General features: G+C 57.6%; 13 protein-coding genes. 8 read left to right on the top strand and 5 right to left on the bottom strand.

What is annotated here, in order from left to right; genetic code table 11:
- Positions 1–51: 51 nt before the first annotated feature.
- Complete coding sequence (locus ACWFTY_RS13640; protein ID WP_447524733.1) at positions 52–972, bottom strand: copper resistance protein B; 921 nt, start codon at positions 970–972, stop codon at positions 52–54.
- Positions 969–2,777, bottom strand: a complete 1,809-nt coding sequence (locus ACWFTY_RS13635; RefSeq protein ID WP_447524732.1) for a copper resistance system multicopper oxidase — start codon at positions 2,775–2,777, stop codon at positions 969–971. Before ACWFTY_RS13635 ends, ACWFTY_RS13640 begins: the two co-directional genes overlap by 4 nt.
- A gap of 60 nt (positions 2,778–2,837) precedes the next feature.
- Between ACWFTY_RS13635 and ACWFTY_RS13630 the strand changes: the two genes are divergently transcribed.
- The 5 genes from ACWFTY_RS13630 (at position 2,838) to ACWFTY_RS13610 (ending at position 7,069) form a co-directional block, all read left to right on the top strand.
- Positions 2,838–3,113 (top strand): metal-sensitive transcriptional regulator, encoded by a 276-nt coding sequence (locus ACWFTY_RS13630; protein ID WP_339827324.1) that lies wholly within the window; start codon positions 2,838–2,840, stop codon positions 3,111–3,113.
- A 52-nt stretch (positions 3,114–3,165) separates the two neighbouring features.
- Entirely contained in the window at positions 3,166–3,633 is a 468-nt protein-coding gene (locus ACWFTY_RS13625) for a DUF411 domain-containing protein (protein WP_447524731.1), read from the top strand.
- A 23-nt stretch (positions 3,634–3,656) separates the two neighbouring features.
- Positions 3,657–3,929, top strand: a complete 273-nt coding sequence (locus ACWFTY_RS13620; protein ID WP_447524730.1) for a hypothetical protein — start codon at positions 3,657–3,659, stop codon at positions 3,927–3,929.
- A gap of 180 nt (positions 3,930–4,109) precedes the next feature.
- Positions 4,110–6,458 carry a heavy metal translocating P-type ATPase gene (locus tag ACWFTY_RS13615; protein ID WP_447526896.1) on the top strand — a complete coding sequence of 783 codons (2,349 nt, stop codon included), beginning with the start codon at positions 4,110–4,112 and terminating at the stop codon, positions 6,456–6,458.
- A 98-nt stretch (positions 6,459–6,556) separates the two neighbouring features.
- A complete protein-coding gene (locus tag ACWFTY_RS13610) occupies positions 6,557–7,069 on the top strand; it encodes a DUF305 domain-containing protein (protein ID WP_447524729.1) in 513 nt (170 codons plus the stop codon).
- A gap of 52 nt (positions 7,070–7,121) precedes the next feature.
- Here the strand turns inward: ACWFTY_RS13610 and ACWFTY_RS13605 are convergent, their stop codons facing one another.
- A complete protein-coding gene (locus ACWFTY_RS13605; protein WP_447524728.1) occupies positions 7,122–8,372 on the bottom strand; it encodes an adenylate/guanylate cyclase domain-containing protein in 1,251 nt (416 codons plus the stop codon).
- 384 nt (positions 8,373–8,756) lie between these two features.
- On the opposite strand from ACWFTY_RS13605, the gene ACWFTY_RS13600 reads away from it, so the two are divergent.
- Together ACWFTY_RS13600 and ACWFTY_RS13595 are read left to right on the top strand one after the other, a co-directional pair.
- Entirely contained in the window at positions 8,757–10,019 is a 1,263-nt protein-coding gene (locus ACWFTY_RS13600; protein ID WP_447524727.1) for a cytochrome P450, read from the top strand.
- Positions 10,020–10,028: 9 nt separating this feature from the next.
- Positions 10,029–10,349, top strand: a complete 321-nt coding sequence (locus ACWFTY_RS13595; protein WP_447524726.1) for a 2Fe-2S iron-sulfur cluster-binding protein — start codon at positions 10,029–10,031, stop codon at positions 10,347–10,349.
- An 820-nt stretch (positions 10,350–11,169) separates the two neighbouring features.
- Here ACWFTY_RS13595 and ACWFTY_RS13590 read toward each other — a convergent pair.
- Both ACWFTY_RS13590 and ACWFTY_RS13585 read right to left on the bottom strand, forming a co-directional pair.
- Positions 11,170–12,909 (bottom strand): amidohydrolase, encoded by a 1,740-nt coding sequence (locus ACWFTY_RS13590; RefSeq protein WP_447524725.1) that lies wholly within the window; start codon positions 12,907–12,909, stop codon positions 11,170–11,172.
- A gap of 25 nt (positions 12,910–12,934) precedes the next feature.
- Positions 12,935–13,858, bottom strand: a complete 924-nt coding sequence (locus ACWFTY_RS13585) for a DMT family transporter (RefSeq protein WP_447524724.1) — start codon at positions 13,856–13,858, stop codon at positions 12,935–12,937.
- Between the two features lie 90 nt (positions 13,859–13,948).
- Here ACWFTY_RS13585 and ACWFTY_RS13580 point away from each other — a divergent pair, with 90 nt between their 5' ends.
- Complete coding sequence (locus ACWFTY_RS13580; protein ID WP_447524723.1) at positions 13,949–15,451, top strand: CoA-acylating methylmalonate-semialdehyde dehydrogenase; 1,503 nt, start codon at positions 13,949–13,951, stop codon at positions 15,449–15,451.
- The last annotated feature ends 8 nt before the right edge of the window (positions 15,452–15,459 follow it).

Below are 15,459 nucleotides of genomic sequence, written 5' to 3'. Positions count from 1 at the left end.
TGTGGCCGGTAGCAATGCATTTGCTACAAGATCATCCGCTCCGCCACCTGATCAAAACCAGAAACGCACGCCCACCACATAATTGGTGACGCTCGGGTCCTCACCGGCAAGCCGCGCAAAGTCGCGGCTGCCGCCGAGTTTCCATTCCTGCTCGATCCCGACATAAGGCGCAAATTCGCGGACGATCTCGTAGCGGAGCCGGAGGCCAAGCTCGATATTGTCGATACCGGCGCCGATATCCAGTTCGGGAATCTCCTGAGCCGACAGGTTTATCTCTGCGCGCGGTTGCAGGATCAGGCGCTGGGTGAGGCGCTGGTCATATTCGGCTTCGATGCGCGCGGTCAGGTCGCCCTTGGTCGAGAGAAACGCCGCGATATCGACTTCGAACATATATGGCATCAGGCCCTGGACGCCGATCACCGCATGGGTGCGATCGGGGCCGGTCAGATCCTGTCGCACTCCGGCTTGCAGATCGAAAAAGGGCGCGATGGCGCGACTGTATAAAGCCTGCACTTCGGCGCTTTCCAGCGGCTCGCCAAAACTGCCTTCGCCCTCACTCTTGAACCAGAATTTGTTCAGATCTCCGCCATAATAGCCCTGCACATCCCAGAGATAGCCGTCATCGCCCTGGCGCGCACGATATTCCAGCCGGTCGCCCTGGAACCAGAAGACCTGCATATTGCCATGTTCTTCGTAGAGCGCTTCGCGAGAAGGACGCATCGCATCCGCGCCCCAGATAGCATCCGCCGCATTGGGAGGACCGGTCAGGTTGTTCGAAGAAGATGATGGCGGGGCGGCTGGCGTATCATGGCCCATCGCTCCATGATCCATCTGGCTATGGTCTACCTCTGGCGCGGCTTCCGGCGCAGCGGGCATCTGATGCGCGCTATGGTCCATCTGGCTGTGATCCTGAGCCAGTGCCGGCGTGGTCGCGATGATCGCTGCCAGGCTCGCTGAAAATAGCCGCATCATGCTGATCCTTCCGGAAAGGCAACGCTGACCGTCTGCATCATCCCGGCGTGCATATGATAGAGCAGATGGCAGTGAAAGGCCCAGTCACCCGGCTCGTCGGTGGTCACGTCAAAAGTCGCGCTGCTGCCCGGCTGGACGATCACCGTATGCTTTTTCGGCTGGTGATGACCCTGGCCATTGACGACCTCAAAGAACATGCCGTGCAAGTGGATCGGGTGGGCCATCATCGTATCATTGACCAGCTTTACACGCACGCGCTCGTTAAAGCCGAAGCGGATCGGATCATCGCCGACCGCGCTCATTTTCTTGCCGTTGAACGACCACATATAGCGTTCCATATTGCCGGTGAGATGCAGTTCCATCTCGCGGTCCGGCGAACGCTTCTGATGGTCCATCTCAAGCGACTTGAGCAGGCGATAGTTCAGAACGCGATGCGGCACATCATCGAGACCCAGTCCGGGATAGCCGGTGCGGTCCTGGGGGTTCATCGATACCATATCAATGCCGGGACCGACCTTGACCGTATCGGGCAGCAGCGAGGTGTCGCGCATGCTCATCCCGCCGCTCATATCCATCGTGCCCATATCATGGCCGCTATGCGCGTCATCTGAAGCCGCTTCCGGCATGGCATGACCCATGGCTGCGTGGTCCATCTTGCTGTGATCCATCGGCTCGGCTGGCTCAGTACTATCGCCACCATGATCCATATCGCCATGCCCCATGTCCACCATCGACAGCAAAGGGGGCGCGCGCAGGGCAGGGAAGGCGGCCTTGCGTCCGGGTTGCGAGGTCAGCGAGGCTCGCGCCATGCCGCTGCGGTCCATGCTTTCCGCCGCGATCGCAAAAGCACCCGCTTCGGTCGGGGTGACAACCACGTCATAAGTCTCGGCCACACCAATCTGCAGTTCGTCCACCGCGACCGGCTGCACATTTTGGCCATCGGCCTGTACCACCGTCATCGGCAGGCCGGGCAGGCGAACGTTAAAGAACGTCATCGCGCTGCCGTTGATGATCCGCAGCCTGACCCGCTCGCCCGGCGTGAATGGCAGCTCCAGCCGGTCCTGCGGCCCATGGCCGTTTATCAGATAGCTGTAGGTCGGCGCCGAAACGTCAGCGATATCGGTCGGCATCATCCGCATCCGCCCCCACATCCGCCGCTGTTCCGCGCTTAGTGGATAATCGTCCGTCGCACTGGTCTTCTGCATGCTGAAATAGCCTTCGGCGACCTTCAGCTTCTTCATGATCTGGTGTGGATGCATCGGCGTGAATTCGCTCAGCAATATGATATGCTCGCGGTCATATTGCACCGGATCGGGGACAGCGGGATCGATGATGATCGGGCCATAATGACCGACCTGTTCCTGCAGCCCGCTATGGCTGTGCCACCAGTAAGTACCGGATTGCCGCGGGGTCAGGGGGATATCGAAACGTGCGCCGGGCTTGATCCCGGGAAAGCTGATCCCCGGCACACCGTCAAACTGGAACGGCAGGAGCAGGCCATGCCAGTGAACAGAACTGTCCACGTCCAGCATATTGTGCACGGACAGCAGTGTCTGCTCGCCCTCTTTCAGCCGGATCAGCGGTCCCGGCACCGTGCCGTTGACCGCAATCGCATGGCCGGACCGACCGCCGGTGGCAAAGCTGCCATCGGCAATATGCAGATCAATGTTCGCGCCGGAAAGTTCATGGATACCCTTGCGCACCGGGCCACCCATCTTGCCCATGGACCAGGCAGGCATGGGCAGGGCAGCAAGGCCGCTCAATGCAGCAAGAGAGCCGATCATCGTGCGCCGCGAATATTTCATGTTGGTTTTTTGCATGGCTTCATATATACCCCCATAGGGTACCAAGACAAGAGGGAAGATATGGCCAAAGGTGCAGTGGATCAGAAAATCAACCGGCTTCGCCGCATCGAGGGACAGGTGCGCGGCATCGCGCAGATGGTGACCGACGACCGCTATTGTATCGACATATTGCATCAGGTGCAGGCGGTGAAATCCGCGCTGGCAAAGGTCGAAAGCCAGATATTGAAAGACCATGCCGCCTGCTGCGTCAGCGAGGCGATCGCGACCGGAAGTCCGGCCGAGCAAAAAGAGAAATTTGAAGAATTGATTGATCTGTTTGAAAAAGTGAAACGGTGATCCGCCGGTCTTGCTGCTTCGGCAGCGGGCGGCAATTGGAAAGGAAAGTTTGATGATTGGAGCTATTGCCAAATCGATGAGGGAGACCAGCGCGGCCGGACTGCTGCTGGTGTCGCTGGCAGCCTGTTCGACGGCAGCACAGGCCGCAAGCTACACCATGTACCGCGATGCTGGTTGTGGTTGCTGTCTGGAATGGGCGGATCATGCTTCTACCGGTCTTGATGCCGAGGTAATCGCTGAAAATGCCGATATGCAGATGGTCAAGGATCTGCACGGTGTGCCAAACGAACTGCGCGCCTGCCACACGATGATCGTTGAAGGCTATGTTATCGAAGGTCATGTCCCGGCCGAAGCGATCCGGAAATTGCTCAGCGAAAAACCCGAAGGCTTCACAGGACTCGCGGTTCCCGGCATGCCGGTGGGATCGCCTGGCATGGAATATCAGGACATGACGGAACCTTATCAGGTGATCGCTTTTGGTCCCAAGGGTCAGCGCGTATTCGCCAGTTATAACCAATAAACAAGACCTCGAAGGAATCGATAATGAACAGATTTACACTCTCGCTCTCTGCCGCAATCTTCGCTCTAGCTTCTCCCGCGGCGGTTCTTGCCGAGCATCATGAAGGCGGAGTTGATGGTCATCAATGCGAGAAGACCGAAGACGGAAAAATGAAATGCTGCATGACCGACAAGGACGGTAAAAAAGCCTGCCATATGATGGAAGGCGACAAAATGGATCACAGCAAGATGGACCATTCAAAAATGGATCATGGCAATATGGCGGACTCTGAAACGCCGGATGCAAATCCCGAGTAAATCCGGTTCGGCTTTAACCGCCGTGCTCCCGTAAAATCTCCATTAGCCCCATGTCGCTATTCCAGTGACATGGGGCTTTTTGACAAGTGCTGTTGCCGTCAGGCAGCGGTCCTCATTGACTCCTGCTTTATTTGAACCCATATACCCCTATAGGGTATATTGATCGCAATCGAAAAGGATATGGATATGACCGAGCCCGCTTCACACGAACATGGCCACGAAGAAAATGCTGCACCGGTCAAAGACCCAGTCTGCGGCATGACGGTCGATCCCGCCAACACCGAACATCACGCGCATCATGCCGGTCAGGATTATCATTTCTGCTCCGCCGGTTGCCGGACGAAATTCGTCGCCGATCCGGATCGCTATCTATCGCCAAATCCTTCTGTCGCGCAGGAGGACGTACCCGAGGGCACGATCTACACATGTCCGATGCATCCCGAAATCCGGCAAGAGGGACCCGGCTCCTGTCCGATCTGCGGCATGGCGCTGGAGCCGGAAACATTCTCGCTCGATAGCGGCCCCGATCCGGAATATATCGACATGCGCCGGCGTTTCTGGATCAGCGCGGTCTTTTCCCTGCCTTTGTTCGTCTACGCCATGGGCGACATGATCCCCGGCAAGCCGTTTGAATCCTGGTTCGATCCCGGCACCGCAAACTGGGTGCAGCTGTTGCTGGCTTCCCCGGTCGTTCTCTGGGGTGCCTGGCCGTTTTTTGTTCGCGCCGTGCAATCGATCAAGACGATGAATCCCAATATGTTCACATTGATCGGGCTGGGCGTTGTCGTGGCTTATGGTTTCAGCCTGGTCGCGACTTTCTTTCCCGGTCTGTTTCCTGCGGCCTTCCGCGGCCACGACGGAACGGTCGCTGTCTATTATGAAGCCGCCGCCGTTATCACGACATTGGTATTATTGGGGCAGGTGCTGGAGCTGAAAGCGCGCGGCCAGACCTCCAGCGCCTTGCGCGCTCTGCTGGAACTGGCCCCGCCGGTTGCCAAGCGGATCAACAAGGACGGCTCGGAAGAAGAAGTAGCCCTCGACGAAGTGCAGTCGGGTGACGAGCTGCGCGTCCGGCCCGGCGAAAAGGTCCCTGTCGACGGCACCATCGCGAAAGGCGCGAGCACGATCGATCAGGCGATGATCACCGGCGAACCCATTCCTGTCCAGAAATCCGAAGGGGACACTGTCACCGGCGGCACCGTCAACCAGACCGGCAGCTTTGTGATGACCGCCGAGCGCGTCGGCAAGGACACGTTGCTGGCAAAAATCGTCCAGATGGTCGCCGACGCCCAGCGCAGCCGTGCTCCGATCCAGAAGCTCGCCGATACGGTGGCAGGCTATTTCGTGCCGACCGTGGTTCTGGTCGCGCTGATGACCTTCGTGGTCTGGGCGATATGGGGACCGGAGCCGGCGCTGGCTTATGGCCTCGTCAATGCCGTCGCCGTGCTGATCATCGCCTGTCCCTGTGCGCTTGGTCTCGCCACGCCGATGGCGATCATGGTCGGCACGGGCAAGGGCGCGCAAAACGGCATTTTGATCAAGAATGCCGAAGCGCTCGAGACGTTTGAAAAGATCGACACGATCGTCGTCGACAAAACCGGCACCCTTACCGAAGGAAAACCCAAGCTGGTCTCGGTCGAGCCGGAAAGCGGCTTTGACGCGAACGAAATGCTCGCATTGGTGGCCGCTATCGAAGTCGCCAGCGAGCATCCGCTTGCCGCCGCGATTGTCGAAGGCGCAAAAGACAAAGGTCTGCAGTTCGAGGCAGCGAGCGACTTTCAATCGGTCACCGGCGAAGGCGTCGAAGCGACGGTCCGGAATAAACGGGTCGCGATCGGCAACGAAAAGATGATGGAACGGCTCGGCGCAACCAGCGCTGACCTGACGTCGAAAGCCGATGATGGCCGCTCGCAGGGCCAGACGGTGATGTTTGTCGCGGTCGATGGCAAGGCGGCCGGCCTGATCGGTGTTGCCGACCCGGTCAAGGCGACAACGGCAGACGCGATCAAGACGCTGCACAAATCCGGTCTCCACGTCGTCATGCTTACGGGGGATGCCGAAGCCACGGCGCAGGCGGTTGGCAAGATGATCGGGATCGACGAAATCCACGCCAACGTCTCGCCCGAGGACAAGCATCGGGTGATCAGCGAATTGCAGGCTGCCGGCAAACGGGTGGCGATGGCCGGCGACGGCATCAATGATGCGCCAGCGCTTGCCAAGGCGGACGTCGGGATCGCGATGGGCACCGGTACCGACGTCGCCATGGAAAGCGCCGGCATTACGCTCGTCAAAGGCGATCTCGGCGGCATCGCCAAGGCGCGGCATCTCAGCCAGCTGACCATGAGCAATATCCGGCAGAATCTGTTTTTCGCCTTTTTCTACAATGCGCTGGGCGTGCCGGTCGCTGCCGGCATATTATATCCCTGGTTCGGGATTTTGCTCAGCCCGATGATCGCCGCCGCCGCGATGAGCCTTTCCTCGGTATCGGTGATCGGCAACGCGCTCAGGCTCAGGGGCAAGCAGCTTTAGCGGGGGGAGTGGGCCGCCCCCAAGAGGAACTTTTCCACTGCCCGGACGTAAATTACCCCATAAGCGCATGAACTCAGCCAATCTGAAGGGGAAATAAAATGTCGAAATACACCAGATTCATTGTGATGATCGCGACCTCCACGCTGGTGATGTTCGGCCTGATGTATCTGAACACCTACGCGCTGGATCATATATTTTATAGCGAAACCCGGACTTGGATGGCGCTGTACATGGGCAGTGCGATGGCCATCATCATGCTGCTGTTCATGCTCGGCATGTATGACGACAAAAGGAAGAACGCGCTGATCCTCGTTGGCGCCGTCGTCCTGTTTGCCGGCTCGCTCTATCTCGTCCGGTCGCAGGATACGATTTCCGACCAAGCCTGGCAGAAAGCGATGATCCCCCACCATAGCATCGCGATCCTGACCAGTGAGCGTGCCCATATCGAGGACCGACGCGTACGGGAACTGGCCGATAGCATTATCAAGGCCCAGCGCCGCGAGATCAAGGAAATGAAGTGGCTGATCGAAGATATTCGCAAAAACGGCAAGGCGACCACCGAAGCCGAGGCACAGGCGCGCCCGGTGCCGGAATTTCAAGGAAAATTATGAGCCGGGCGGCAATGCAATAGCGCTCGGGTAGCGCGGTAAACCCGCCGCTAAATCACTCCGCAATTTCGGGTTTGATCCGGTAGATAACCGTATCGCCGACGCCCTTCAGCGCGATGGTTTCGGGCGCATCAAATTCATGGGCTTCGGTACATTGATAATAAGTGGCGGCGGATACAGCGATGCCATTGGGCTCGGCCGCGCCTTCGATCCGGCTGGCGATATTCATCGTATCGCCCCAATAATCATAGGCCAGCCGGCTGGTGCCGACCACGCCGCCGACCACAGGACCGCTATGGATGCCGACCCGCAACTGGATGTCGATCCCGCCGTCTCTGGCCCGGCTCTGCATTTCCGCGATCACATCCTTGGCAAAACTGACCGCATCTTTCGCGCCGGGGCCTGTCGAGGCGGTGCCGCCAGAGACGGCGAGATAGCAATCACCAATGGTCTTCACCTTTTCGATGCCATAGCGGCTCGCACATTGGTCGGCGATCAGGAAAAAACCGTTCAACTGCTCGACCAGATGGCCCGGCGACAATTGTTTGGACAGCTTCGAAAAGCCGACAATATCGATGAAGACGACCGAGATGTCGGAGAAGGAATCTGCCACCACTTCGCCTGCCCGCAGCCGCGTGGCGACTGCTTGCGGCAAGACATTATAAAGCAGTTTCTCGGTCTTCTTCCGTTCCTGATTAAGCTCCTGGCGCGCCACATACATGGCCCGCGCCCGGCGATCCGCTTCCCAGTTGGAGAAGATCGCGAACAGCAGGAAAAAGCTGATGTTGACGATGGTGTGATACATTTCGTCGACGTCGATGCCATGGCTGTCCATATAGGCGATGAACACGCCCAGCGTGCCGATCGCCCAGATCGCGAACAGCCGCACATTGGCGACAAAGGCAACGCTGGCGATGAAGTAGATCAGGCCAAAGAAGACCACGGCAATCTTGGTGATATCAAGGTCATTTTCAGCGGTGGTCCGCACCAATACCGTCATCAGCACGGCCGCGGCGACGGTCATGGCTACGAACGGCAGGATATCCAGCCAGGGCCACTCGACATAATGACGGTTTGTCGTTGCAAAGATCGCCAGCGCAAAAAAGCCGACAATCGCCATCGTGGTGATGTTGAACGTCGCAAAGGCCTGGTTCGACGAAAACACCGGGGTCAGCATGAAGAAACCGAGGAAAATCAGTGGCCCGAGAATGAGCACCGCCCGGGTCGCCTTGAGCCGGGACGCGCGCTCGTCATGCACATAGTTCCGCTCGTCTTCGGCCTCGGCAAAATGATTGATAAATGCCATATTATATCCCCCCGGATGAAACAGTCGCTGGCCGGAAAACCGTGCGACGCGAATGCTGCAATCCGGCCCTTCTATCACAGGGCTATAGGGTGCTACTATTAACTAGTGGTTGTTTTGGAGGAATTGTTCCCCGGGAGGGTGGAGCGGAGGGGAGCCAATTGCGCTTTGGCCAGAAAAGCGGACATTGCGGATAGGGAGACTGAATGGCGACTAACGCTCCAGAGCTGGTCTTTGCCTGGGTCCTATTTGACGTCCGCTATGGCGCAAAAGAGCACATCAGTTTTGCAAAAAAGCGGTATTGAATTAGAGTTGCGATCTGCTACTGATCTGTTACTGACCTGCTGCTGGCAGTTGGACCCGAGAAACTATTTTTAGGATATTGATATGAGCGACGAGGCCCAATTTCTAGACAAAAGCGTTGTTATACCGGATCCCTATTCGATCTCGCTCGATCAAATCAATATGGCTCAACCCATGTTATTTCAAAACAATGCGCATGGTGAATATTTCCGCCGCCTGCGAAATGAAGACCCGGTTCATTATTGCGCAGAGAGTGAGGTTGGTCCTTTCTGGTCGATCACCAAATATGATGATATCGTGAAGATCGACAGCAATCATAAACAATTCTCCTCGGAACCTACCATTTCCATGGGTAATCCATCGGAAGATTTCACCACGCCGATGTTCATTGCCATGGACCCGCCAAAACATGATGTGCAGCGCAAAGCAGCAAACCCAGGAGTCGCGCCTGCGCGCCTTGCTGATCTTGAAGGGCTTATAAGGGAACGCGCCGGCAAGATTCTGGATGATCTGCCCGTCGGTCAGGAATTTAACTGGGTTGACCGCGTATCGATCGAATTGACAACCCAGATGCTTGCGACTTTGTTTGATTTTCCGTTTGAGGATCGCCGCTTGCTCACCAAGTGGTCAGACGTCACGACCGACGTCGAAATGTTCGCCAACGAAGAAAAAATTCAGGAACGGCGTGAAATCCTTCGTGAATGTCTCGCCTATTTTACCCGGCTTTGGCTAGAGCGCGCTGAACAGCCACCAAAGTTCGATTTCATTTCCCTGATGGCCCATAATCCGGACACAAAGGATATGATCAATAACCCGATGGAATTGCTCGGCAATCTGATACTTCTCATCGTCGGGGGCAATGACACAACTCGCAACAGCATCAGTGCAGGCATTGTTGCGCTCAACCAGAACCCGCAGGAATATGACAAGCTGTTGGCTGATCAAACATTGGTCCCGAACATGGTCTCGGAAATTATTCGCTGGCAAACGCCGCTGGCCTATATGCGCCGCACCGCCAAGGAAGATGTCGAGTTTCAAGGCAAGCAGATAAAAAAAGGCGATAAAATTGTCATGTGGTATGTTTCGGGCAACCGTGACGAGACCAAGATTGAGAATGCCGATGCCTTCCTGATCGACCGCGCCCGCGCGCGCCAGCATATGTCGTTCGGCTTTGGTATTCATCGCTGCATGGGCAATCGTGTCGGCGAGATGCAGGTCCGGATCCTGTGGGAAGAAATATTGAAACGGTTCGACCGCATTGAAATGGTCCGTGCCCCGATCCGCGTAAAAAGCAGCTTCGTTATGGGTTATTCAGAAGTCATGGTCCGGGTTAAGCCAAAAGGATAAATTGTAAATATGCCGAAAATCACCTTTATCACGCATGATGAAACCGTTTACGAAGTGACGGCCGATATAGGCGCGTCCGTTATGGATGCTGCTTTCGATAATTCGATCCCCGGCATCGATGCCGATTGCGGCGGCCAATGTGCCTGCGCTACCTGTCATGTCTTTATCGATGGCGACTGGGCCGCCAAAGTCCCGGCCCGAGAAGAAATGGAAGAATCCATGCTCGAATTGGCGGAAGGCGTTACCGAATTTTCCCGCCTCGCCTGCCAAATACCGATTACCGATGCATTGGATGGACTGAAGGTACAATTGCCGGAAGCACAGCATTAGCTAATGCCCGCTTTTGCGTTCATCACGGTTTGATCTCTTCCGGTTCCCGATGTCTGCCACCGATTGACCTGCTTTGCCGCGAACGTTGCCTTCGGGGAAAGCGGGTGGCGACATGGCACGACGGCATTGCACATTGGTCTTTCCTACACCTGGCTCGATCGTTTATCTTCGTCTTGGCTCTTTGACAATCTGGACAAGACTACAGCGATAGAGCTCGCCCGCCTGAACCACCCGGACCAGATTGTTTGTTTCACCTAAAGGTCACACTCGGCGCCATGGTGGCTGAGAGAAAAGACCGGAAAATTGCGGATTTGGGGCAAAGGTCGCGGAAAACAAAAGGGCACGTTTGTGTAAGGTTTTAATTGTGAGCGCGGTTGAGGCCAGTTCGTAGTGATACGGTCCTTCGACAGGCTCAGGACGAACGGGGCTGTTTGCGGGCTCGCACTAAGACACAAAGTTACAAAGGGTGTTAGAAACGCGCACCAAGTCTTTGTGACTTTGTGGCTTTGTGTGCAAAAAAGACATCATGCCGCTGGCCGCGAATAACCGTTCTTGGCCCTAACTTTGACGAACTTTGGAATTGCTCATGGCAAAAATCCGTTCGCTTCGAGCGAAGTCGAGAAGCCTTGTACCATGTGTCTCGACTACGCTCGACGCGAACGGATTGGGGTGCACTCGTCATCCTGAACTTGTTTCAGGACCTCGGGCGGCGGTGCGCAATCTCAAGGGGTCCTGAAACAAGTTCAGGATGACGAAGCTGTCCAGCTTGCTCGCGGCAAGCACTTCAACAGGCTCGGTGCGAACGGTGTTTGCAGACGCTCTATTCCGCCGGGAACCAGCGCCCTTCGAATATCACGCCCTCGATCCCGACCTCCCGCAGCTTCGCCGCACCGCCGACATAGGGATCGCGATCCAGTACGGTGAAATCGGCCTTCTTGCCGGTGGCGATACTGCCGACCATATCATCCAGGCCGATAACCTGCGCCGCCTCGACAGTGATCGCGCGCAGGGCCTTGTCGAGCGAGAGCCGCTCTTTCGGCGCTTTGACATTGCCGTCGAGCGTGATCCGGTTGCTCGCCACCCAGGCGAGATAGAGCGGGTCGATCGGCGCCATGTTAAAGTCGCTGTGCAGGCCGAGCGGGACACCCTTGCGCTCGAGCGAGCCGAGCCGGCTCATCTGCGCGGCGCGGTCGGGGCCCATGCCGGTCTTGGCATAGGCATCGCCGAGGATGCGGATATAATTGGGCTGGGCGGAAACATAGAGGCCCATCTCGCCGATCCGCCGGTTCTGCGCCTCGGTCGAATAGCCGAGATGCTCCATGATGATATGCTGGCCGTTGCGGAGGGCGAGCTTTTCGGTGATGTCGAGCACCACATCGAGCCCCTTGTCGCCGTTGACATGGGTATGCAGGTTCCAGCCGGCGTCCCAGAAACGCGCGGTCTGCTCGAGCAATTCTTCCGGTTCGGTCAGCCATTTACCCTCGTGACCGTCGCTGTAACCAGGCGGGTTCATCTGCATATATTGGGCAAAGAACGCGCCGTCGGCAAACAGCTTCACCCGGTTGGAGAAGAAGAATTTGCTGCTGTCATATTTGGCTTTCATGTCCTTGAGCCAGACATTGGGATCGCCGGTAACCAGCGGCGCGACAGGGATAGCGAGGATGCGGGATGGCGTGGTCGGCTGGTCATAGAGGCTCTTGAACAATGCCGACTCCATCTCCGGTCCGCCGAAGCCGCCAAAGGCCAGATCGGCGCTGGTGGTGACGCCATTTTCCAGCATCATCTGGCGCATGTCGGAAAGGCCCTGCTGCACCTTGGCCGGTGAGAAAAGATAGGGCCGGAGCATTTCGATGCCGTTGAACAGGGCGGTTTCGTGGATGATACCGCTGGCAAAGTCGGCATGGCCGGGATCGATATTGGGCTTGCTGAACGCGGCGGTAAAGGCCGCTTCGTCGCCGATACCGAGCAGGGTCAGCGCCTTGCTGTTGGCGATGATCTCGTGGAAGCTCCGTTGCCAGATCACCACCGGCCGGTCGGGCGCGATGCGGTCGAGTTCGGCGCGGTCCATGTCGCCGTGGAACAGCTTGTGATGGCCCCAGGTGATAAACAGGGCGTCTTCGCTCTTGGCCATTTCCGCGCGCAGCCGCTGCTCATATTGCGCCTTGCCGCGGGCTGCAGGATAGGTCTTGCCGGGGAGCTGCCATTCCTCGGGACTGATGAACGGCATCGGCAGCATCATGATCGTCTGCATTGGATGGATATGCGGCTCGATAAAGCCGGGCATCAGGATCTGCTTGGAAAACTGCCGGTCGACGGTGACCTTGCGATCCCTCGTCCATGCTTCCAGATCTTCCAGAGTCTGGCCAAGCCCGAGGATGATGCCGTCGGCGGTTGCGACATAGCGGGCCTCGGGATAGCCGGGCTCCATGGTGATGATCTTGGCGGCTTCGAAGATCGTCACTTCGGGATAGGGGAGGGCAGCGGGTCCCTCTTCCGCCTGCGCGCCGGTTGCCAATAGCAGCGTAAGCGCCGCCCCGATGGACGATATGAATTTCAGCATGTCTCTCTCCCTTAGGCGGGAGTGATTATGCGCTCGGCTCCGCCTTGGCAACTGTCAGCTTGCTTGCCTTGACATGTTCGCGCCAGGCAATGAACAGACCCGAACCGATGATCACCGGCGCGCCGAGCCAGATCGACAGGCCGGGATATTGACCGAAGATCACGATCCCGAAGAAGGTCGCCCAGATCAGCGCGCTATAGTCCATCGGCACGATCGTCGACACCGGCGCATAGCGCAGCGACTGGGTGATGCACAGCTGGCCGAGCGCGCCGAATATGCCGATGCCGAGCAGATAGCCCCAGGTCTGGGCATCATGGCCGCCGCCGTAAATGAAGGCGCAGACGGTGAGGGCGGGCAGGGTGTAGACCGAGAACCAGAAGATCGTAACGACGCTGGTTTCGGTGCGGCCGAGCATGCGGATCACCATGGTGACTGCCGCCGTGACGAGAGCGCCGCCAAGGGCAACCGCTGCGCCGAAGGCGGGGATCAGAGATCCGCCCGGCTGGACCACGATCAGCACGCCGATGAAGCCGATCAGGATTGCCGACCAGCGCCTGATGCCAACCTTCTCCCGCAGGAATATCGCGGCGAACAGGGTGGCGAAAATAGGCACGGTGAAGCTGATCGTCGTCGCGTCGGCCAGCGGCAACAGGGTCATTGCCCAGAAGTTGAGGCCCATGGCAAAAATGCCGAGACAGGAGCGAAGGATATGGAGCTTGTGCTTGTTCGAAATGATCGACGGCCAACCCTCCCGGCTCCGCATGATCAGAAAGCAGATCAGCGGCATGGCGATCAACTGGCGGTAGAACAGGCTTTCGGTAACATGCACGCCTTGCTCACCGGCCAGTTTGACAAAGGCAAACATGACCGCGAGCGAGAGCATCGCTGCCAGACGCGTGAGGATTCCTGCCATCGGCCGGTTCTGTCCGATTGCATCGTCATTAATCATGCAATCTTGCCAATAAAGATAGCGGTACGGGTGTTGTGCATTGGCGCGGTTAATAGCATATAGCCGACAAATGCAATCAGGAGTCTTTCAATGCGCACTGTAACCCATGTCTTGGCCTCCGGCGGAACCGCAGCAGCCTCCCGCCAGAGCGATATTTTCGATCCCAATAATGGCGGTATCCAGGGCAAGGTGGATCTCGGCGACGCAGCGGTGCTCGACAAGGCGGTAGAGTCTGCTCTGGCAGCGCAACCGGCCTGGGCTGCAACCAACCCGCAGCGCCGCGCACGGGTGATGTTCAAGTTCAAGGAACTGGTCGAAGCGCATATGGACGAACTGGCCAATCTGCTGTCGATCGAACATGGCAAGGTGATCGCGGACTCCAAGGGCGACATCCAGCGCGGACTGGAAGTCATCGAATTCTGCTGCGGCATTCCGCATATCCTCAAGGGTGAATATACCCAGGGCGCAGGACCCGGCATCGACGTCTATTCGATGCGCCAGCCGATCGGCATTGGCGCCGGCATCACCCCGTTCAACTTCCCGGCGATGATTCCGATGTGGATGTTCGGACCGGCCATCGCGACCGGCAACGCCTTCATTCTGAAACCATCCGAACGCGATCCGTCGGTACCGGTACGGCTCTGTGAACTGATGCTCGAAGCCGGATTGCCAGAAGGCATTTTGCAATGTCTGCAAGGTGACAAGGAAATGGTCGATGCCATTCTTGATCATCCGGCTATTGGCGGCATCAGCTTCGTCGGTTCGTCCGATATCGCCCATTATGTTTACCAGCGCGGCGTTGCAGCCGGCAAGCGGGTCCAGGCAATGGGCGGCGCGAAGAACCACGGTATCGTTCTGCCAGACGCGGATCTCGATCAGGTTGTAAATGATCTGTCTGGCGCTGCTTTCGGTTCGGCTGGCGAACGCTGCATGGCGTTGCCGGTGGTCGTTCCTGTCGGTGAGGAAACCGCCGACCGTCTGCGCGAGAAAATGATCCCGGCAATGGACGCGCTCCGTGTGGGTGTCTCGACCGATGAGGAAGCGCATTACGGCCCAATGGTCAATCCGGCGCAAAAAGCGCGCGTCGAAGGCTGGATCCAGAAAGGCGTTGACGAAGGCGCTGAACTGGTCGTCGATGGCCGCGGCTTCTCGCTGCAGGGCCATGAAGAAGGCTGCTTCATCGGGCCATCTTTGTTCGACCATGTCACCACCGATATGGAAAGCTACAAGGAAGAGATTTTCGGCCCCGTTCTGCAAATCGTCCGCGCCAAGAATTTTGAAGAAGCGCTCGCGCTGCCGAGCCAGCATCAATATGGCAACGGCGTCGCGATCTTCACCCGCAACGGCCACGCCGCCCGCGAATTTGCCAGCCGCGTCAATGTCGGTATGGTCGGCATCAATGTACCGATCCCGGTACCGGTCGCCTATCACAGCTTTGGCGGCTGGAAGCGCTCGGCTTTCGGCGATACCAACCAGCACGGCATGGAAGGCGTGAAATTCTGGACCAAGGTCAAGACGATCACCCAGCGCTGGCCTGACGGCACGGCCGATGGCGGCAACAAGGATGCGTTCGTCATTCCGACCATGGGCTAATGGACCGG

It is taken from the genome of Parasphingorhabdus sp. NYA22 (assembly GCF_976973735.1).
The sequence above is the reverse complement of the archived record's forward strand: the minus strand, read 5'-3'. Positions and strand labels throughout refer to the sequence as shown.